This window comes from Rhodanobacter sp. BL-MT-08, from assembly GCF_054161255.1.
The window spans coordinates 3,147,468-3,165,456 of record NZ_CP167872.1; the positions used below are offsets into that span (position 1 = coordinate 3,147,468).

General features: G+C 62.7%; 20 protein-coding genes. 5 read left to right on the forward strand and 15 right to left on the reverse strand.

Translation table 11 applies throughout. The annotated features are described in order from the left end of the window. Positions 1 to 93: 93 nt before the first annotated feature. Both ACDK93_RS14005 and ACDK93_RS14010 read right to left on the reverse strand, forming a co-directional pair. On the reverse strand, positions 94 to 408 hold the full coding sequence (locus tag ACDK93_RS14005) for a non-heme iron oxygenase ferredoxin subunit (protein WP_458069445.1): 315 nt from the start codon (positions 406 to 408) through the stop codon (positions 94 to 96). Further along, positions 405 to 953, reverse strand: coding sequence for a GNAT family N-acetyltransferase (locus ACDK93_RS14010; protein WP_458069447.1), 549 nt, complete (start codon positions 951 to 953; stop codon positions 405 to 407). Before ACDK93_RS14010 ends, ACDK93_RS14005 begins: the two co-directional genes overlap by 4 nt. Positions 954 to 1,146: 193 nt before the next feature. On the opposite strand from ACDK93_RS14010, the gene ACDK93_RS14015 reads away from it, so the two are divergent. The 3 genes from ACDK93_RS14015 to ACDK93_RS14025 all read left to right on the forward strand — a co-directional run bounded on the left by ACDK93_RS14015 (position 1,147) and on the right by ACDK93_RS14025 (position 5,035). Beyond that, entirely contained in the window at positions 1,147 to 3,180 is a 2,034-nt protein-coding gene (locus ACDK93_RS14015) for a M13 family metallopeptidase (protein ID WP_458069448.1), read from the forward strand. Positions 3,181 to 3,284: 104 nt separating this feature from the next. Further along, positions 3,285 to 4,277, forward strand: a complete 993-nt coding sequence (locus tag ACDK93_RS14020; protein ID WP_458069449.1) for an ABC transporter ATP-binding protein — start codon at positions 3,285 to 3,287, stop codon at positions 4,275 to 4,277. Next, positions 4,274 to 5,035 (forward strand): ABC transporter permease, encoded by a 762-nt coding sequence (locus ACDK93_RS14025; protein WP_458069451.1) that lies wholly within the window; start codon positions 4,274 to 4,276, stop codon positions 5,033 to 5,035. The genes ACDK93_RS14020 and ACDK93_RS14025 overlap by 4 nt, the downstream gene beginning before the upstream one ends. Positions 5,036 to 5,174: 139 nt before the next feature. Here ACDK93_RS14025 and ACDK93_RS14030 read toward each other — a convergent pair whose 3' ends face one another. The 3 genes from ACDK93_RS14030 to ACDK93_RS14040 all read right to left on the reverse strand — a co-directional run bounded on the left by ACDK93_RS14030 (position 5,175) and on the right by ACDK93_RS14040 (position 7,391). Then, complete coding sequence (locus tag ACDK93_RS14030; RefSeq protein ID WP_458069452.1) at positions 5,175 to 5,429, reverse strand: CsbD family protein; 255 nt, start codon at positions 5,427 to 5,429, stop codon at positions 5,175 to 5,177. A gap of 101 nt (positions 5,430 to 5,530) precedes the next feature. Continuing rightward, positions 5,531 to 5,713: a CsbD family protein gene (locus ACDK93_RS14035; RefSeq protein WP_458069454.1), complete on the reverse strand. Its 183-nt coding sequence runs from the start codon at positions 5,711 to 5,713 to the stop codon at positions 5,531 to 5,533. 157 nt (positions 5,714 to 5,870) lie between these two features. Further along, on the reverse strand, positions 5,871 to 7,391 hold the full coding sequence (locus tag ACDK93_RS14040; RefSeq protein WP_458069455.1) for a PAS domain S-box protein: 1,521 nt from the start codon (positions 7,389 to 7,391) through the stop codon (positions 5,871 to 5,873). 406 nt (positions 7,392 to 7,797) lie between these two features. Here ACDK93_RS14040 and ACDK93_RS14045 point away from each other — a divergent pair, with 406 nt between their 5' ends. Next, positions 7,798 to 8,790, forward strand: coding sequence for a hypothetical protein (locus ACDK93_RS14045; RefSeq protein ID WP_458069456.1), 993 nt, complete (start codon positions 7,798 to 7,800; stop codon positions 8,788 to 8,790). Between the two features lie 138 nt (positions 8,791 to 8,928). On the opposite strand, the gene ACDK93_RS14050 is transcribed toward ACDK93_RS14045, so the two are convergent. The 9 genes from ACDK93_RS14050 to ACDK93_RS14090 form a co-directional block, all read right to left on the reverse strand. Continuing rightward, entirely contained in the window at positions 8,929 to 9,819 is an 891-nt protein-coding gene (locus tag ACDK93_RS14050) for an acyltransferase (protein WP_458069457.1), read from the reverse strand. Positions 9,820 to 9,900: 81 nt separating this feature from the next. After that, positions 9,901 to 11,148 (reverse strand): aminotransferase class V-fold PLP-dependent enzyme, encoded by a 1,248-nt coding sequence (locus tag ACDK93_RS14055; protein ID WP_458069458.1) that lies wholly within the window; start codon positions 11,146 to 11,148, stop codon positions 9,901 to 9,903. Positions 11,149 to 11,167: 19 nt separating this feature from the next. Continuing rightward, positions 11,168 to 12,484: a Fe-S cluster assembly protein SufD gene (gene sufD, locus ACDK93_RS14060; protein WP_458069459.1), complete on the reverse strand. Its 1,317-nt coding sequence runs from the start codon at positions 12,482 to 12,484 to the stop codon at positions 11,168 to 11,170. Then, positions 12,481 to 13,245: a Fe-S cluster assembly ATPase SufC gene (gene sufC, locus ACDK93_RS14065; RefSeq protein ID WP_458072474.1), complete on the reverse strand. Its 765-nt coding sequence runs from the start codon at positions 13,243 to 13,245 to the stop codon at positions 12,481 to 12,483. The genes sufD and sufC overlap by 4 nt, the downstream gene beginning before the upstream one ends. Positions 13,246 to 13,250: 5 nt before the next feature. After that, a complete protein-coding gene (locus ACDK93_RS14070) occupies positions 13,251 to 13,754 on the reverse strand; it encodes a hypothetical protein (protein WP_458069461.1) in 504 nt (167 codons plus the stop codon). Beyond that, positions 13,751 to 14,269 (reverse strand): carboxypeptidase-like regulatory domain-containing protein, encoded by a 519-nt coding sequence (locus ACDK93_RS14075; protein WP_458069462.1) that lies wholly within the window; start codon positions 14,267 to 14,269, stop codon positions 13,751 to 13,753. Before ACDK93_RS14075 ends, ACDK93_RS14070 begins: the two co-directional genes overlap by 4 nt. Positions 14,270 to 14,312: 43 nt before the next feature. After that, a complete protein-coding gene (locus ACDK93_RS14080) occupies positions 14,313 to 14,843 on the reverse strand; it encodes an N-acetyltransferase family protein (protein ID WP_458069463.1) in 531 nt (176 codons plus the stop codon). Beyond that, on the reverse strand, positions 14,843 to 16,306 hold the full coding sequence (gene sufB, locus ACDK93_RS14085; protein WP_458069464.1) for a Fe-S cluster assembly protein SufB: 1,464 nt from the start codon (positions 16,304 to 16,306) through the stop codon (positions 14,843 to 14,845). Before sufB ends, ACDK93_RS14080 begins: the two co-directional genes overlap by 1 nt. Before the next feature lie 8 nt (positions 16,307 to 16,314). Continuing rightward, on the reverse strand, positions 16,315 to 16,839 hold the full coding sequence (locus ACDK93_RS14090) for an SUF system Fe-S cluster assembly regulator (protein ID WP_458069465.1): 525 nt from the start codon (positions 16,837 to 16,839) through the stop codon (positions 16,315 to 16,317). A 253-nt stretch (positions 16,840 to 17,092) separates the two neighbouring features. On the opposite strand from ACDK93_RS14090, the gene ACDK93_RS14095 reads away from it, so the two are divergent. Beyond that, positions 17,093 to 17,431, forward strand: coding sequence for a P-II family nitrogen regulator (locus tag ACDK93_RS14095; RefSeq protein WP_179479461.1), 339 nt, complete (start codon positions 17,093 to 17,095; stop codon positions 17,429 to 17,431). A gap of 38 nt (positions 17,432 to 17,469) precedes the next feature. On the opposite strand, the gene ACDK93_RS14100 is transcribed toward ACDK93_RS14095, so the two are convergent. Next, positions 17,470 to 17,970, reverse strand: coding sequence for a RidA family protein (locus ACDK93_RS14100; protein WP_458069466.1), 501 nt, complete (start codon positions 17,968 to 17,970; stop codon positions 17,470 to 17,472). Positions 17,971 to 17,989 lie beyond the last annotated feature (19 nt).

Consider the following 17,989-nt stretch of genomic DNA (forward strand, 5'->3'; position numbering starts at 1 on the left):
GCAGGGCTGCCGTTCAATGAGGACATTTCAAATAATGATGTAGCGTTTCTTTATCAGACGAAAATGAACACGGACGATACTCCAGCGACTCCGTCAACGATCATCTCTCGTCCAAATCGCCCCATCCTCTTCCTTCACCGGAAAGCTCGCAATCGGTTCGTAGGCCGGCGGCTTGGTGACGTTGCCGGTGCGCAGGTCGAAGCGGGCGCCGTGGCGGGGGCATTCGACTTCGAAGCCGTGGACGTCGCCGCCGGCGAGCTCACCGCCGTCGTGCGAGCAGATGTCTTCGATGGCGTAGAGGGCGCCGTCGATGTTGTAGACGGCGATGGCGGTGTCGCCGTCCCACACGACCTTGAACTCGCCGGGCAGGATCTCGCTGCGGGTGCCGACCTTGATCCAGCCGTTCATGCGGGCTGCGTCGGAAAGGTTTTTACCAGCACTTCGAAGCGCAGGTCCGGCCGGCGAGGAATGCCGAAGCGCTCGTCGCCATAGGGAAACGGCTCGTATTCCGCTGTGCGCAAATAGCCGCGGCGCTCGTACCAGGCGATGAGTTCGTTGCGCTGCTCGATCACCGTCATGCGCATGGCGCGGCACTGCCAGCGCTCGCGCGCCAGTTGCTCCGCTTCGGCCAGCACGGCCTTGCCCAGGCCGCCGCCCTGCTGCGCTGGATCGACGGCGAACATGCCGAAGTAGCCGAACTTGCCCTGGCGTTCGACGTGGCAGCTGGCGATCAGACGGCCGTCGCGTTCGGCCAGCAGCACGCAACTGTGCGGGCGCTTGATGACGGCAGCGACGTCTTCGTTGTTGGTGCGCCGGCCGTCGAGCAGGTGCGATTCGGTGGTCCAGCCGCGCAGGCCGGATTCGCCGCGGTAGGCGGACTCGACCAGCGCGACGATAGCTGGAATATCGGCCGCTTCAGCGGTGCGAAAAGAGAGATCGACAGAGGTATTCATCTGTCGATGATAGTGCGGGCGCGGGCGGTTCCACCATGCACCGCCGCAGGTCTTGTCGGGCGCCTGGCGCCCGCTCAAAAGCCGCACCCATGACCTTCGACACTGTCTGCCCACTGCCCCGGTTGACTACGGTCGGGGGCTTGCTGCCCGAGCCCGGGCGATCGAAACGCGCCACGGCGCAGAGGGGAAATCCATGACGTACCGATTCGTGAAACCGCTGGCCCTTGCCGTGGGCATGGCCCTTTCCATCAACGCGGTGGCCGCACCCACCGCATTCGACGTGAAAGAGCTCGACAGCAGCATCAAGCCCTGCGCCGACTTCAACGGCTTCGTCAACGCCAAGTGGGTGGCGAGCCACCCGATTCCCGCCGATCGCACGCGCTGGGGTTCGTTCGACGCGCTGCGCGAGGACAGCCTCAACGTGCAGCACAAGATCGTCGACGCGGCCGCTGCCAATGCGGCGAAGGCAACGCCTGGCTCGATCAATCAGAAGATCGGCTACCTCTATGCGTCCGGCATGGACGAAGCCAAGGTCAATGCTGCCGGTTTCGACCCGATTAAACCCCAGCTGGCGCAGATCGACGCGCTGAAGAACGCGGGCGATATCGCCGGCTATATCCGCAACAGCTACGCCAGCGGTGAGCCCGTGCTGTTCCGCTTCGGCGGCAGCGGCGATTTCAAGGATTCCAGCCAGGAGATCGCGTACGTCGGCCAGGGCGGCCTCGGCCTGCCCACGGTCGATTACTACAGCAAGCCGGAGTTCGAAAAGATCCGCACCGCCTACGTGGCGCACATCGCCAAGCTGCTCACGCTCACCGGCGTCAGCGCTGCGGATGCCCAGCAGCAGGCAAAAAATGTGCTGGCGTTCGAGACGCGCCTCGCCGCCGCCTCGCTGCCGCCGGTGCAGATGCGCAAGCCGGAAAACCGCTATCACTACGTCAGCATCGCCGATGCCGACAAGCTCACGCCCAGCTTTGACTGGGCGGCATTCTTCAAGTCGCAGAATGCCGATGTGAGCCAGGGCTTCTCGTTCTCGCAGCCGGCGTTCTTCACCGAAGTGCAGAAGATGTTCGGCGACGTGCCCGCCGCGCAGTGGCAGGCGTACTTCCGCTATCACCTGATCTCCAACGCGGCGCCTTACCTATCCACGCCGTTCCAGCAGGAGGATTTCGCGTTCGAGAACCAGACTCTCAACGGCCAGAAGGAAATGGAGCCGCGCTGGAAGCGCGTGCTGGCAGCCACCAACGACGGCATGGGCATGGCGCTGGGCCAACTCTATGTGGCCGACAATTTTTCGCCGGTAGCCAAGCAGCGCGCCGAAGAACTCGTTGCCAATCTGCGTGCGGCCTACAAGACGCGCATCGAGCATCTGGCCTGGATGAGCGACGCGACCAAGCAGAAGGCGCTGGAGAAGTGGGCCACGTTTGTGCCGAAGATCGGCTACCCGGACAAATGGCGCGACTGGTCCGGCCTCACCCTGATGCCGGACAACTACTACGCCAACGTGCAGGCCGCCGAGAAGTTCAACTACGACTACCGCATCGCCAAGATCGGCAAGCCGGTCGACCGCAGCGAGTGGGGCATGACGCCGCAAACGGTGAACGCCTACTACAACGCGCAGCAGAACGAGATCGTGTTTCCTGCGGCGATCCTGCAGCCGCCGTTCTTCGACGCCAAGGCGGATGACGCGATCAACTACGGCGGCATCGGCGCGGTGATCGGCCACGAGATGGGCCACGGCTACGACGATCAGGGCAGCAAGTTCGACGCCAAGGGCAACAACGTCAACTGGTGGACCGACGCCGACCGCAAGGCGTTCGAGTCGCGCACCGACAAACTCGCCGCGCAGTTCGACGCCTACGAGCCGCTGCCGGGCAAGCACGTCAACGGCCATCTGACCATGGGCGAGAACATCGGCGATCTGGGCGGCTTGAACGCGGCCTATACCGCCTTGCAGATGGCGCTGTCGAAGAACCCGGCCGAAGCCAAGCGCAAGATAGACGGCTATACCGAAGACCAGCGTTTCTTCCTCAACTGGGCTCGCGTGTGGCGCGGCAATATTCGACCCGAGGCGCAGATCACCCTGCTCAATACCGATCCGCACGCGCCGGCGCAATTCCGCGCGATCGGTGCACCGTCGAACATGCCGGAGTTTGCGCAGGCCTTCCAATGCAAGGCCGGCGATGCGATGGTGCGTTCGCCCGAGACGCAGGTGAAGATCTGGTAATCACGCTCCACGCCATCGTTGAAACGCAACACCCAAAACCGCAGCCTTCGGGCTGCGGTTTTTTCATGCAGGGAGGACAATGGTCTGTCAGCTCTGGAGGCATCATGCAAAACTCAGCACCAGCGGTCACCGCTGCCGATCCATCGATCACCATCGTGAGCATTCGCGGACTCGGCAAGGTCTACGCCTCCGGCCACGTCGCCCTGAAGCATATCGACCTGGATATCCGTCGTGGCGAAATCCTCGCCCTGCTCGGACCCAACGGCGCCGGCAAGACCACGCTGATCAGCATCATCTGCGGCATCGTGCGGCCGACCAGCGGCACGGTGCTGGCAAACGGCCACGACATCGTGCGCGACTATCGCGCCGCGCGCGCGCAGATCGGGCTGGTGCCGCAGGAGCTGTCCACCGATGCGTTCGAGTCGGTGTGGTCCACCGTCACCTTCAGCCGCGGCCTGTTCGGCAAGGCGCCCAACCCGGCGCATATCGAAAAGGTGCTGCGCGACCTGTCGCTGTGGGACAAAAAGGACAGCAAGATCGCCGCGCTGTCCGGCGGCATGAAGCGCCGCGTGCTGATCGCCAAGGCGCTGGCGCACGAGCCGCAGATCCTGTTTCTGGACGAGCCCACTGCCGGCGTCGACGTGGAGTTGCGCCACGACATGTGGGTGATGGTGCGCGCGCTGCGCGAGAGCGGTGTCACCATCATCCTGACCACGCACTACATCGAGGAGGCCGAAGAAATGGCCGACCGCATCGGCGTGATCAACAAGGGCGAACTGGTGCTGATCGAGGACAAGGACGTGCTGATGCGCAAGCTCGGCAAGAAGCAGCTCACGCTGCAGCTGCAGGTTCCGCTGCAGCAGGTACCTGAAGCGCTGGCCGACCTGCCGCTGGAGCTTGGCGACAACGGCGGCGCGCTGATCTACACCTTCGACGTGCAGGGCGAGCAGACCGGCATCGCGCCGCTGCTGCGCCGGCTCGGCGAGCTCGGCATCGACTTCAAGGATCTGCATTCCAGCGAGAGTTCGCTGGAAGAGATTTTCGTCAGCCTGGTGCATGCCGAAAAACCGTCCGCCCCTATCGGAGCCCGCGCATGAATATCCATGCCATCCGCGCCATCTACCGTTTCGAAATGGCGCGCACGTTTCGCACGCTGACGCAGAGCATTCTCTCGCCGGTGATTTCCACGTCGCTGTACTTCGTGGTGTTCGGCACGGCGATCGGCTCGCGCATGGGGCATATCGGCGGGGTGAGCTACGGCGCCTTCATCATCCCCGGCCTGGTCATGCTGTCGCTGCTCAACGAGAGCATCTCCAACGCCTCGTTCGGCATCTATCTGCCGAAGTGGTCGGGCACGATTTACGAGCTGCTGTCCGCGCCGGTGTCGTATATCGAGGTGGTGCTCGGCTATGTCGGTGCGGCGACGACCAAGTCGGTGCTGCTTGGTGTGCTGATTCTGATCACCGCGCGGCTGTTCGTGCCATACGAGATCGCGCACCCAATCTGGATGGTCGGTTTTCTTGTGCTGACCGCCATCACCTTCAGCCTGTTCGGCTTCATCATCGGCCTGTGGGCGGACGACTTTCAGAAGCTGCAGGTGATTCCGCTGATGGTGGTGACGCCGCTGACCTTTCTGGGTGGCGCGTTCTATTCGATCAGCATGCTGCCACCGCTGTGGCAGAACATCACCCTGTTCAATCCTGTGGTGTACCTGATAAGCGGCTTCCGCTGGAGTTTCTACGGTGTCGCCGACGTCAACGTGGCGGTAAGCCTGGGCGCGACGCTGGGCTTTATGGCGCTATGCCTGATGGCGATCGGCTGGATTTTTCGCACGGGTTACAAGCTCAGAAGCTGAGCTTGACGCAAAGAACGGCAGCCATTCACGTCGCTGTTTTCAAGCAAAAGGCCGAAGGTTTGCACCTTCGGCCTTTGCGGGTAGCGGCTCTGCGTTCACCGGCACAATTCATGTACGGCCGGCGAACGGCAGCGATACATCAATCGCGGCGCGCGAAGAGCATGCCCAGCACGAAGGCGACGCCGGCAGCGATAAGCACGGTACCCACCGGCTTCTCGGCGGCGAAATCCCGCACCTCGTCAAGCACCTCGCCAGCCTTGGCCTGGGCATTGCCGGCGACCTGACGCGCCTTGCCCTTGATCTGGTGCTCGGTATCCCCGGTGAGTGCACCGGCGGCGTCTTCGATCTTGCCGGCGACGTTGCGGATGGTGCCTTCAACTTCGTTCTTGTCCATGGTTTTATGTCCTGCAGTAGTTGAGTTGAGTGATGATTCAAAGGTGATTCAACCGAGCAGCGCGGGCGCTTTACCAGCGGCCGCGCCGGTCGGATGCGAAATTATTTCTTCAGCGTGTCGCGCACCTTGTCGGCCGCTTCGCCGGCTTTGACCTGCGCCTTGCCGACCTGCTTTTCGGCCGCACCCTCGAGCTGGGTTTTCTTGTCGCCGGTCAGCTTGCCGATCGCTTCCTTCACCGAACCCTTGACCTGCTTGGCGGTGCCGTCGATACGATTCTTGTCCATCGTCATCTCCTCGTCAGTCGAATGGTTGCCGGCAAGCCTTGGTGCTGCCGGTCTGATGATCAGGATGCGGGAATCGACGTGAAGGAAAAAGCACCATTTGAACCAAATGAATTAGTGCATTTGCATGCTCTGATGGCGGCGGTTAAGCCAAATGGAATCAGCGCACGCGGCGCGGCTTTTTCTTGGCCACGGCGCGCTCGCCCCTGTGACCAAACACGCCTCGCTCGCGCGCCCAGATAATGGCCTCGCTGCGGCTGTGCACGTCGAGTTTGGAATAGAGAGCGGCCACGTGGTTGCGCACCGTGTTGGGCGCCAGGCTCAACCGCGCCGCAATTTCCTTGTCGGCCAGACCTTCGCACATCAGCCCGAGCGTATCGCGCTCGCGCGCCGTGAGGTCGGCCAGCTCGGCGCTGGCCAGTTCACTCGGCGCGTTGGCGCGACGCACATTGGCCATTTTCTCGATCAGCGTCTGGCTGAACCATGAGGCGTCCTTCATCACCGCTTCGATCGCAGTAACCAGCTCCATTTCGCTGCGCTTGCGCTCGGTGATGTCGAGCAGGACCAGCAGGTAGCACGTGGTGCCGTGGATGCTGACCGTTTCGGCGGAGAGCAGGCAGTCCAGCAGCTCGCCGGTTTTCTTGCGGATGGCGTACTCGGTGTTTTGCAGGCTGCCCACCGTTTCCAGCAGCTTGCCCAGCTGGGTGTTGGCATGGCGATCGTCGAGCAGGCCGATTTCCGCGATGGACTTGCCCAGCACTTCCTCGGGCGCGTAGCCGGTGGTGCCCACGAAAGCCTCGTTGACCTCGACCACGTGGAAGCGATCCGAACTGCACACCAGCGTCGCCACCGGCGACATGCGGAAGGCCTTGGCGAAGCGCTCCTCGCTCTGGCGCAGCGCGTCTTCGGCCTTGCGCCGCGGCTCCAGGTCCATGAAAGAAAACAGCATGCATGCCTCGTCGCCGACCTCGATCGGCTGGCCGGCGACCACGACAAATTTGGTGCCACCTTCGGGCAGCTTCAGCTCCGCCTGCATCTGCGGAATGGTGGCGCCTTCGCCGAGCCGCTCGATCGCCAGCTCTTTATTTTCGGCGCGTTCCAGCACGTCGAGCTCGTACACCGAATGACCGATCACCTGCTCGCGCGTGTAGCCGGTCATTTCCATGAAGCCTTGGTTGACCTTGATATAGCGCAGGTCGCTGAGGCGGCAGATCACGGCCGGCGCCGGATTCGCGTTGAAGGTTCTCTCAAAGCGTTGCTCGGCGCTGGCCCAGTCGGTGGCATCGGCGATGATCAGCACCAGGCAGTCCGGTGCGCCGTCCGCATCGGTCAGCACCATGCTGCGCACGCGGTGCACCCAGCGCTTTTCTTCATCGGCGGTTGCCACCACTTCGACCACCACGTCGGTAAACGACTCGCCGGCGATCACCCGGTCAATCGGGTAATTGCCGGCGGCGAGGCGATGGTTGTTGCGGTAGCGCAGCTGGAACCGTTCGCGGTACTCGGTCACCGTGGCGCCGAGTTCGGCCACCTCGGTAATACCGTGCATGTCCAGCGCGGCCTGATTGGCCCACATGATCGTCTGATCCGGCTCGATCAGGATCACTCCGTCGCTTAGCCCGGTGATGATTTGCTGCAGCTGGCGGCGGTCGGTTTGGGTGCGGAGAACGTGGTCGGTCATGGAAGTAACTCGTGAGTAGCCGCCACCGCAGGCGGAATGGGAAGCGTGTTTTTGGCCCCGCCCGAACCTGCGCCGGCTTGAGTGCCTGGGCAGGTGCAGGTGCAGGTGCAGGTGCACCAAGAATATAGCCCAGCACCAGCAGAGCTTGAGACGAATGCACTAATCGCACTGGTGCATTTGCAAGGCGACGAGGCCTTACGCGACGCGCAAAATGTTCCCCCAGTCATCACACGATAGCTGTATTTGGACACCTAGACTGCCGCGCGCCCCGCCCGCCACCAGCATCCTGGGGACGCTAAGCGGCCGTGTTATCGCTCACATCGATCGCTCGACGGCAAACCCTGTGACCCAACTTTTCACATCACTTTTTCCACCGCTAAATCCATCTCAACTACAAGGAACTCGCATGGCCGCCTATGTAAACCCCCAGCCGCAACCGCGCATTTCATGGGGCGCGATTTTTGCCGGCTGCTTTATTTCGCTGGTCACCTACCTGGTGCTGAGCGTACTCGGCACCGCCATCGGTGCCAGCGCCATCGACCCACTCGGCGACGCCAACCCGCTGAGTGGTTTCGGCAAGGGCACAGGTATCTGGCTGGGTGTCACGACGCTTATTTCAATCCTGATCGGCGCTTTCATCGCCGGTCGCTCTGCACCTGGCCAGGGTGGCCTGCACGGCGTGCTGAGCTGGTCGCTGACCACGCTGATCACCACCTACCTCGTCGCCTCGCTGGCTTCCGGCGTCGCCGGTGCCGCGACCGGCGCCATCGGCAAGGGCCTGTCGCTGGCTGGTGACGGCGTCGCTGCCGCAGCTCCGCACATTGCTTCCGGCGTCAAGGACGAACTGCAGAAGAACGGCATCAGCTTCGATCCCAGCGAGCTGCAGAATCAGCTGGATACCCTGCTGCGCCAGACCGGCAAGCCGGAGCTCGACCCGTCCAATCTGAAGGCCACGACACAGCAGGCTGCTGCTGACGGCAAGCAGACCGCGCAGCAGACCGCTGCTACCCCGCAGCAAACCGACCAGCAGCTCAGCGATTGGTTTGCCCGTGTGAAGCAGGAAGGCCAGCCGGCCCTGAATGCCGCCGACAAGGATGCGCTCGTCAACATCGTGGCCGCCCGTACCGGCAAGTCGCACGACGAAGCGCAGCAGATTGTCGACAACTACGCGCAGACCTATCAGCAGGCGATGGCCAAGTTCCAGCAGCTGAAGCAGGAAGCCGAGCAAAAGGCTCGCGAAGCGGCCGATGCCACCGCACGTGGCGTGTCGAAGGCCGCCTGGGGCGCGCTGGTGCTGCTGATCATCGGTGGCCTGATCGCCTTCTTCGCCGGTGTGTTTGGCTTTGCCCGTCGCCCGGTGACCGCGGTGGTGGTGAAGCGTCCTTACGAAGTCGACTAAGACCTCTAGGACAACGATGGCGCTGACGCTTCGGCGCGGCGCCTAGTGCAAACGGCGTTGAAGCTATCGCCTTAAGACATCGCCCCGACGCTCACGCATCGGGGCGATTTTTTTGGGGTATCAAATACGGACTGCGGTTTACCGTGAACGCATGCTGCCAATCTGCGCATCCTTGTCCGCCCACAAGGTGTTGACCCAGGTCTGGAAGCTGGCGCGGAACGCGGGATCGGCCTCATAGTCGCCGCGCAGTGCCGAGGTGATTGGAAGCTCGCGCACGTGCACGCGAATTTCGCTGACCCGGCCGGCGATCAGATCCATCATCGTGTAAGGCCCATCGGGATAAACGATGGTGACGTCGAGCATCGCATCGAGCGCGTCGCCCATCGCATCGAGCACGAATGCCACGCCGCCGGCCTTGGGCCGCAGCAAATACTGGTAGGACGATTTCTGCCTGTCGTGCTTGGCCGGCGTAAAGCGCGTGCCTTCGACAAAGTTCATCACCGATACCGGCATGTGCCGAAATTTTTCGCAGGCGCGGCGCGTGGCCACCATGTCCTTGCCCTGCAGCTCCGGATGGGCGGCGAGCGTATCCTTCGAATAGCGCTTCATGAAGGGGAAATCCAGCGCCCACCACGCCGGCCCCAGCAGCGGCACCCAGATCAGCTGGCTCTTCAAGAAGAAGCGCAGGAACGGAATGCGCCGGTTGAAGATTTTCTGCAGCACCGGAATATCGACCCAGCTCTGGTGGTTGCACAGCACCAGATAATTGCCGTCGTAACGCGAGTTCCTCAGCCCTTCGAGCTCCCAGCGCGTTTTCGTGAACCCGTCGAACATCGCGCTGTTGACCGCGATCCAGCTCTCCGCGATCAGCACCAGGCCGCGCGACAGACCCAGTCGGATAGCGCGAATCGGCAGGATCACCTTGAACAGGGTGAGCAAAAACAGCGGCGTCACGTGCACGATAATATTCAGTGCAAGGAGCAGCATCACCAGCGGTACACGGATGAAACCAGGAAGCTTTGCGAACATGGAAGGCCAATCGCTCGGGAACAAGTTGCTGCAGAGTAACGCCACCATGTGACTGTGCGAAACCTGGCGTATCGCAACGCGCTACATCAGCAGCTTGCGCACCTTGATCAGCGCCGCAATAAACGCGTCGATTTCCTCGCGCGTGTTGTAGAACGCAAACGACACGCGCAGCGTGGCCGGCACGTTGAAAAACTGCATCAGCGGATGCGCGCAGTGATGGCCGGAGCGCACGGCCACACCCTGCAGATCGAGCAAGGTGGCCAGGTCGGTCGCCTGCGCGCCCTCGATCAGAAACGAGATCACCGCCTCTTTCTCGCTGGCCTCGCCGAACAGGCGCACGCCGGGAATCTCGCGCAGCCGCTCGGTGGCGTAGTGCAGCAGATCCTGCTCCTGCGCGTGGATGGCGTCGAACCCAATCGACTCGTAGTAATCGATCGCCGCACCGAGGCCGATAAAGCCCACGATATTCGGCGTGCCGGCCTCGAACTTGTGCGGCGGCGGCGCAAAACTGCTGCCGCTGAAGCTGACTTCGCGGATCATCTCGCCACCGCCGAAGAACGGCGGCATCGACTCTAGATGCTCGCGCTTGGCCCATAGCGCGCCGGTGCCGGTCGGCCCCAGCATCTTGTGGCCGGTGAGCGCATAGAAATCGCAGCCTAGCGCTTGCACGTCGACCGGCCGATGCGGCACCGCCTGCGAACCATCGACCAGCAACGGGATACCGCGCTTTTTGCACTCGCGCGCAATCTCGCGCACCGGATTGACCGTGCCCAGCACGTTCGACACGTGCGCCACGCAGGCGAGCTTCACCTCAGGCGTCAGCATGGCGACAAACTGCTCCACGATCAGCTCGCCGCTCTGATTGATCGGCGCCGCCTTCACCGTCGCTCCCGTGCGCGCCGCCATCAGCTGCCACGGCACGATGTTGGCGTGGTGTTCCATCACTGTAGTGAGAATCGCGTCCCCCGCTTTCAGCTGCGGCAGCACATAGCTGTAAGCGACCAGATTGATCGACTGCGTCGTACCCGACGTGAGGATCAGCTCGTTGCGCGACGTGGCGTTGATGAAGCGCGCCAGCTTGTCGCGTGCGCCCTCATATGCCGCCGTCGATTCCTCACCCAGCTGATGCACGGCGCGCGCCACGTTGGCGTTGGTTTCGCGGTAGTGCCGGTTCATCGCCTCGATCACCGCCTGCGGCTTCTGGCTGGTGTTGGCGTTGTCGAAGTACACCAGCGGCTTGCCATCGTGCACGGTACGCGAAAGCACGGGAAAATCCGCGCGAATGCGCTGGATATCGAACATGGGCGGCGTTTTGGGCTGTGCGTTCATGAGCAGGATGTCGTCTCTTTCAATGCGTGGGCAACTGCGCGATCAGCAGCTCCGCCAAATGTTCGCGCAGCGCGTCGTTCGGCAGATCGTCGAGCACGGCGCGACAGAAGGCGGTAGTCAGCAGCGCGCGCGCCTCGGCGAGCGGGATGCCGCGCGAGCGCAGATAGAACAGCGCACGCTCGTCGAGCTGGCCGACCGTGGCGCCGTGCGCGGCCTTGACTTCGTCGGCGTAGATTTCCAGCTCGGGCTTGGTGTCGATTTCGGCGTTCGGCGACAGCAGGAGATTCTTGTTGCTGAGGCTGGCGTCGCTGCCATCTGCGCCCGGCGCCACCACCATCGCGCCGCGAAACACGCCGCGCGCACGATCGCTGGCCACGCCGCGCCAGTTCGAGCTCGACCGCGTGTTCAGCGCCTGATGGCGAATCGCCAGCTGCGTATCGATATGCTGACGACCGTGCGGCATGAACACACCGCGCGTATCGAGCTGCGCGTCGTCACCGATCAGCTCGGCCTGCAGATCGTGGCGCACCAGCGCGCCGCCAAGCTCCAGCACATGCAGCGTGGCGTGCGCTTTCGCGTGCAGACGAAGGCGGCTCTGGCGAATCAAGGTGTCAGTGGCACCAGCGTTCTGCAGCAGCACGTGATGCAGCAACGCGCCTTCGCGCAGTTCGATATCGCTGACCAGCGTCGCCAGATGCGACGACTCACCGCCGCCGATGTGCTGTTCGACCAGACTCAGTTCGGCGTTGTCACCAAGCTCGATGACGTTGCGCAGATGCCACGCGACAGCTGTTTCGGCGGCCGCGCCGATAAACACCAACTGCACTGGAGCGGCGATTTTCTGATTGGCAGCCACGCGCAGCACTACGCCATCGGCTGCACTGGCAGCATTGATATGCGTGAACGCATCGCCGGCATCGTGCACGTGCGACGTGGAACGCGACAGCGCGAAACGCAGTGGCTCGGCATCGCCCTTCAAGGCTTGCGACAGCGGCTGCAACGTCAGCCCGGCCGGCAGCGCATTGATCGATGAAAGGTCAGCGCGAAACGCGCCGTTGACGAATACCAGCCGCGGACCATCAACGCCCGGTAAGGCCAGCATCGATGCGTCGACCGTGCGCGTCTGTGCGTCGGCATCGCCGGACACAAAACGGCGCTGCGACAGCGCGCGCAGGGCGGTGTACTTCCACGCTTCGACGCGCGTATCGGGCAAGCCGCCGGCCGCAAACGCCTCGCGATTTTCCTGGCGCAAGGCATCCAGCCACGCTATGCCGCTGGACGGCAACGGCGAGTCCAGCAGTGCATTCACCAGCGGCAGGTGTGCCCGCTGGTTCATGCCGACGCTCCGGCGGGGTGGCGCTCGGCAATGCCGGCGTAACCCTGCGCTTCGAGCTTCAGTGCCAGCGACTTGTCGCCGCTTTCGACGATGCGGCCATCGGCAAGCACATGCACAAAATCCGGTACCACGTAATCGAGCAGACGCTGGTAGTGGGTGATCATCAGGAACGCGCGCTCGGGCGAACGCAGCGTGTTCACGCCCTGCGCCACCTGCTTCAGCGCATCGATATCGAGACCCGAATCGGTTTCGTCGAGAATTGCCAGCTGCGGTTCCAGTACGGCCATCTGGAAGATCTCGTTGCGCTTTTTTTCGCCGCCGGAAAAACCTTCGTTGACCGCGCGATGCAGCAGCTCGTCGGAAATCTGCATCACCTTCAGCTTCTCGCGCACCAGCTTGAGAAACTGCATGGAGTCCAGCTCCTTTTCGCCGCGCACCTTGCGCTGCGCGTTGAACGCGGCGCGCAGAAAGTAGGTGTTGTTGACGCCGGGAATTTCCACGGGGTACTGAAACGCCAGAAATACGCCGGCCGCGGCGCGCTCTTCCGGATCCAGCGCCAGCAGGTCGATGCCGTTGTAGATCACCGAGCCGGCGGTCACTTCATAGCCGTCGCGACCGGACAGCACATTGCCCAGGGTGGATTTACCCGCGCCGTTCGGCCCCATGATGGCATGCACTTCGCCCGCGTTCACGGTAAGACTGAGGCCCTTGAGAATTTCCTTGCCCTCGACGCGGGCGTGCAGGTTTTCGATTGTCAGCATGCTCATTACTTTGATCCCACGACGGCCATGGAACACACGCCATGACCTTGCAATTGTTGGTAACCACCGATGCCACTGCTCACCGCCGATGACTTCAAGTCACAGATGGCGATGATGGGCTCGTCCAGTACAAATCCGTTTCCTGCAGTGTCCGACAACCAGCCGGCGCGCATCGGCTCGCCGTTGACGGAAAAACTTAAACCCCACGGCACGGGCCGATCACCGACATGAGATATCCATGCAAAACGGCGTATCGGCCCGATCTGAAAATGTCCTCTGGCGTCAGCGACAATGTCCAGAGTCTTCGCCTTCGCGAGGACGTGCCCGGACGCGTCAAGCCTGTCGCTCAGTTGGATATGCGCATGGGGTACCGGCGCACCGAAATTCTCGATACTGCCGATGATTTCGGGTGCGCTCAGCTCATGATGCGGCCACGGCACGCAGGCGCTCAGCGACGGCGCCGCGGCGCAAAGCAGGCTGAATCTGACGAGGCTCCGTTTCGCGCTCATGGTTTTGACGCTGCCGCAACTTTGAGCTTGCAGGGACCCATGCCGACGGCGGCGACATCGCCCTCGATCGTGCTGGATCTGCTTTCGGCCGCGAGATCGCACTCTGCGCTGACCGTCGCCTTCGGCACCTCGCCCAGCATGTCCGGATCGGACGCCCAGCCGACCTGCCAAGTTTGGCCGTCTTTCGACACGCGCAGGCCCCATGGCACGGTGTGCTGATCCACTTTGAGCAGCGGGTTGTCGACCCGATGCGCCAGCTGCTTGATCGGTCCCAGCGTGAAGTGGCCCTGTGCATCGGTCACTGCTTCCCGCGTCTGGGCTCCAGGCTGCGGTTCGCCCGTTGCATTCAATACGTCAACCAACTGCATGTGCATACCTTGCACCGGCTGGCCCGCACGCGTCACGGTGCCGCTGATCTGCGGCGCGATGAGGACCTGATGCTTGATCGGCACACTGCACCCGGTGGCGCCGGCGGCGGCGAGTACACACAGCAAAACCCTTGAATACGACGTCATGCCGCGATCCTTCTGAAGACTGAATGCATGATGGTTTTGAAACTCACGGCGACGTCTCGTCACTGGCGTAACTCGCTGCCAGCGCCTCGATCGCCTGGCGGCTCATGCGACAGGCGAGCCACTCGCGCATGACGTCGGCGCCCAGTGACTCATAGAACGCGATGGACGGCGCATTCCAGTCCAGTACCGACCACTGCAACCGCGACAAGCTTTCATCGATGCAGCGCTGTGCCAGATGGGCGATAAGCGCCTTGCCGACGCCGTTGCCGCGAAAGGCGGGCCGCACGAACAGGTCTTCCAGGTAGATGCCTGCGCGGCCGAGAAAGGTCGAGTAGTTGTAGAACCAGAACGCCATGCCGGCGACTTCGCCGTTCCACATGGCGATGTCGCAATGCGCGCGGGGCGCGGGGCCGAACAGGTCACGCGTGAGATCCGCTTGCGTCGCGTCGACTTCGTGCAGCAGCTTTTCGTAGTCGGCCAGCTCGCGGATCAGCGACAGAATCTCGCCCACATCCTGCGCGTTTGCCGGCCGCAGCTGCAGCCGCGATTCCGTTTTTTCCGCCACGACGCTCATCAGCCCACCGCGCCTTCGAGCGACACTTCCAGCAGCTTCTTCGCCTCTACCGCGAACTCCATCGGCAGCTCGCGGAACACCTGCTTGCAGAAGCCGTCGACGATCATCGACACGGCGTCTTCCTCGCTGATACCGCGAGCGCGGCAGTAGAACATCTGGTCATCGGAAATTTTCGACGTGGTCGCTTCGTGCTCGACGATGGCGGTCGAATTTTTCACTTCCATGTACGGGAAGGTGTGCGCGCCGCACTGCTTGCCGATCAGCAGGCTGTCGCACTGGGTGTAGTTGCGCGCACCGTCGGCGCCCTTCTCCATCTTGACCAGGCCGCGGTAGCTGTTGGAGCTGCGCCCGGCACTGATGCCCTTGGCGACGATCTTCGACTTGGTGTGCTTGCCGATATGGATCATCTTGGTGCCGGTGTCGGCCTGCTGGTGATGGTGGGTCAGCGCCACCGAGTAGAACTCGCCGACGGAACGATCGCCGCGCAGCACACAGCTCGGATATTTCCACGTGACCGCGGAACCGGTTTCCACCTGAGTCCAGGAAATTTTCGAATCGTCGCCGCGGCAGTCACCGCGCTTGGTCACGAAGTTGTAGATGCCGCCGACGCCGTTCTCGTCGCCGGGATACCAGTTCTGCACGGTGGAGTATTTGATTTGCGCCTTCTCCAGCGCGACCAGCTCCACCACGGCGGCGTGCAACTGGTTCTCGTCCCGACGTGGCGCGGTGCAGCCTTCCAGATACGACACGTGGCTGCCTTCTTCGGCCACGATCAGGGTGCGCTCGAACTGCCCCGTATTCTGCGCATTGATGCGGAAATACGTGCTCAGCTCCATCGGGCAGCGCACGCCCTTGGGAATGAAGACAAAGCTGCCGTCGGAGAACACGGCCGAGTTGAGCGCGGCGAAGAAGTTGTCGCCGGTCGGCACCACGCTGCCCAGGTACTGCCGCACCAGTTCGGGATGTTCGCGAATCGCTTCGCTCATCGAACAGAAGATCACGCCAGCTGCAGCAAGCTCCTTGCGGAATGTGGTACCGACCGAGACCGAGTCAAACACCGCGTCCACCGCCACGCCGGCCAGCTTGGCGCGCTCGTGCAGCGGCACGCCGAGCTTCTCGTACATTTCCAGCAGCTTGGGGTCGACTTCATCGAGCGACTTCGGGCCCGCCTTGGGCGCGGCGTAATAGCTCAGCGCCTGATAGTCGACCGGCTCGATCTTCAGCTTCGCCCAGTCTGGCGTCGGCATGGTCAGCCAGTGGCGATAGGCATCCAGGCGCCAGTCGGTCATCCACTGCGGCTCGCGCTTGATCGCCGAGAGCTGGCGGATGATGTCCTCGCTCAGCCCCGGCGGCAGGCTGGTCATCTCGATATCGGTGACGAAGCCGGCCGAATAGCTGCGGCCGAGCGCCTCGGCCACATCGGCGTTTTCGCGCAGCGCGGTGCTGGTGCTGTCGTTGGTCATGGTCTGGTTCATTCGGTGGTGACCCCGCGGGAGTTTGACCGGACTGCCGTGTTATCGACGGCCGTTGCGGCAATCCGCCGGGGTGCTGTTTTTTTGGGCGACGGCGGGTTGCTCAGATCGACAACCGGCAGGCGCGTTTTGAGCATGTCGGCCAGGCTAACCGCGCGCAGCGCGCTGTCCAGCACGCTGTTGACCTGCTGCCAGCTGCCGCGCACGCCGCACTGCGATTCGCGATCGCAATGGCCTTCGGCCAGACTGCACTCGGTCATGCCGATCGGGCCTTCCAGTGCCTCCACGATCTCGGCCAGCGAAATATCCGCGGCCGACCGCGCCAGCCGATAACCGCCGTTGACGCCACGAAACGACTCGACCAGCGAGGCGTGCCCGAGCGCTTTCAGCAGCTTGCTCACCGTCGGCAGCTCCAGCCGGGTTTCGTCGGCGATCTGACCCGTGGTGAGCACGTCACTCGGATGCGCCGCGATGCAGGTCATCACCACGGTGGCGTAATCGGTGAGTCGGCTGACGCGTAGCATAAGTGCGGTCTGGCCTGGAGGAATCGAATCGGGACTAAAATGGTACTGATTCAACCGGCTTGAGTCAATCGAGGCCGCCTGCCGCTGTTATCCAAGCGCACCATTGACAGGCAATGGCCGTATAGCGTTGCACGCTTTCGGTGCGCTCCGCATACCAGAAATCGCACGCATCGGCGCCGTGCCGGGGTGCAGCGGCCGACACGGCGTGGCATGCATCGTGCTGAATGCAACTATCCCAGTGCGAGAACCCAACATGAAATGGATTACGGCCATCATCAAACCGTTCACGCTGGACGACGTGCGCGAAGCCTTGAGCGAGGCCGGCGTGCAGGGCATGACGGTGACCGAAGTGAAAGGCTTCGGCCGCCAGCACGGTCATACCGAGCTGTATCGCGGCGCGGAGTACGTGGTCGATTTTCTGCCCAAGCTGAAAATCGAAGTGGCGGTGGCGGACGACCGGCTCGATCACGCCATCGAGGCGATCACCGGGGCCGCACGCACCGGCAAGATCGGCGACGGCAAAATCTTCGTGGCCGAACTCGAACAGGCGGTGCGCATCCGCACGCAGGAGGTCGATGGGGATGCGCTGTAGACAACAGCGAGAGCCAACGACGCAAGCTGCGTTGCCGACTACGGCCTTACCGCCGTGACTTCGATCTCGACCAGTGCCGCCGGAACCACCAGTGCGGCCACCTGCACGGCCGAACGCGACGGCAGATTTGGCTGCTCCTTGGTGCCGAAGAACTGCGTATAGCCGTCCATAAAGCCGGCGAAGTCGAGCTTGTCGCCCTTGTTCTTGTCGGCTACCAGAAACACCTGCATCTTCACCACGTCGCCCATCGTCAGATGCATGCCTTCGAGCTGCTTCTTGATATTGGTCAGCGCCGAGATGGTCTGCGTTTTGGTATCGCCCATCGACGCAGGCATACCCTTGCTTGCGCTGGCGTCCTTTGGCATCTGCCCCATCTGGCCGCTGAGATAGACGATGGCCTTGCCAGCCGGCACTTCGACCGCGGCCGAAATGGGAAAGGTGCTGTTGGGCAGCTTGTAGCGGATCACGTCGCCGGCGCTGGCTACGATCGGCAGCGTGCACAGCAGCAGGGGCAGAACGGTACGAGAGAGGCGATGCATGGGGTGTCCTTGTCAGTGA

What these genes read in the sequence shown, in the direction of transcription:
- ACDK93_RS14070 (WP_458069461.1), bottom strand. Translation starts at nt 13,754, where the DNA reads ATGAGCGCGAAACGGAGCCTCGTCAGATTCAGCCTGCTTTGCGCCGCG.
- ACDK93_RS14095 (WP_179479461.1), top strand. Translation starts at nt 17,093, where the DNA reads ATGAAATGGATTACGGCCATCATCAAACCGTTCACGCTGGACGACGTG.
- sufC (WP_458072474.1), bottom strand. Translation starts at nt 13,245, where the DNA reads ATGCTGACAATCGAAAACCTGCACGCCCGCGTCGAGGGCAAGGAAATT.
- ACDK93_RS14025 (WP_458069451.1), top strand. Translation starts at nt 4,274, where the DNA reads ATGAATATCCATGCCATCCGCGCCATCTACCGTTTCGAAATGGCGCGC.
- sufD (WP_458069459.1), bottom strand. Translation starts at nt 12,484, where the DNA reads ATGAACCAGCGGGCACACCTGCCGCTGGTGAATGCACTGCTGGACTCG.
- ACDK93_RS14080 (WP_458069463.1), bottom strand. Translation starts at nt 14,843, where the DNA reads ATGAGCGTCGTGGCGGAAAAAACGGAATCGCGGCTGCAGCTGCGGCCG.
- ACDK93_RS14075 (WP_458069462.1), bottom strand. Translation starts at nt 14,269, where the DNA reads ATGACGTCGTATTCAAGGGTTTTGCTGTGTGTACTCGCCGCCGCCGGC.
- ACDK93_RS14055 (WP_458069458.1), bottom strand. Translation starts at nt 11,148, where the DNA reads ATGAACGCACAGCCCAAAACGCCGCCCATGTTCGATATCCAGCGCATT.
- sufB (WP_458069464.1), bottom strand. Translation starts at nt 16,306, where the DNA reads ATGACCAACGACAGCACCAGCACCGCGCTGCGCGAAAACGCCGATGTG.
- ACDK93_RS14010 (WP_458069447.1), bottom strand. Translation starts at nt 953, where the DNA reads ATGAATACCTCTGTCGATCTCTCTTTTCGCACCGCTGAAGCGGCCGAT.
- ACDK93_RS14015 (WP_458069448.1), top strand. Translation starts at nt 1,147, where the DNA reads ATGACGTACCGATTCGTGAAACCGCTGGCCCTTGCCGTGGGCATGGCC.
- ACDK93_RS14050 (WP_458069457.1), bottom strand. Translation starts at nt 9,819, where the DNA reads ATGTTCGCAAAGCTTCCTGGTTTCATCCGTGTACCGCTGGTGATGCTG.
- ACDK93_RS14040 (WP_458069455.1), bottom strand. Translation starts at nt 7,391, where the DNA reads ATGACCGACCACGTTCTCCGCACCCAAACCGACCGCCGCCAGCTGCAG.
- ACDK93_RS14045 (WP_458069456.1), top strand. Translation starts at nt 7,798, where the DNA reads ATGGCCGCCTATGTAAACCCCCAGCCGCAACCGCGCATTTCATGGGGC.
- ACDK93_RS14030 (WP_458069452.1), bottom strand. Translation starts at nt 5,429, where the DNA reads ATGGACAAGAACGAAGTTGAAGGCACCATCCGCAACGTCGCCGGCAAG.
- ACDK93_RS14035 (WP_458069454.1), bottom strand. Translation starts at nt 5,713, where the DNA reads ATGGACAAGAATCGTATCGACGGCACCGCCAAGCAGGTCAAGGGTTCG.
- ACDK93_RS14020 (WP_458069449.1), top strand. Translation starts at nt 3,285, where the DNA reads ATGCAAAACTCAGCACCAGCGGTCACCGCTGCCGATCCATCGATCACC.
- ACDK93_RS14100 (WP_458069466.1), bottom strand. Translation starts at nt 17,970, where the DNA reads ATGCATCGCCTCTCTCGTACCGTTCTGCCCCTGCTGCTGTGCACGCTG.
- ACDK93_RS14005 (WP_458069445.1), bottom strand. Translation starts at nt 408, where the DNA reads ATGAACGGCTGGATCAAGGTCGGCACCCGCAGCGAGATCCTGCCCGGC.
- ACDK93_RS14090 (WP_458069465.1), bottom strand. Translation starts at nt 16,839, where the DNA reads ATGCTACGCGTCAGCCGACTCACCGATTACGCCACCGTGGTGATGACC.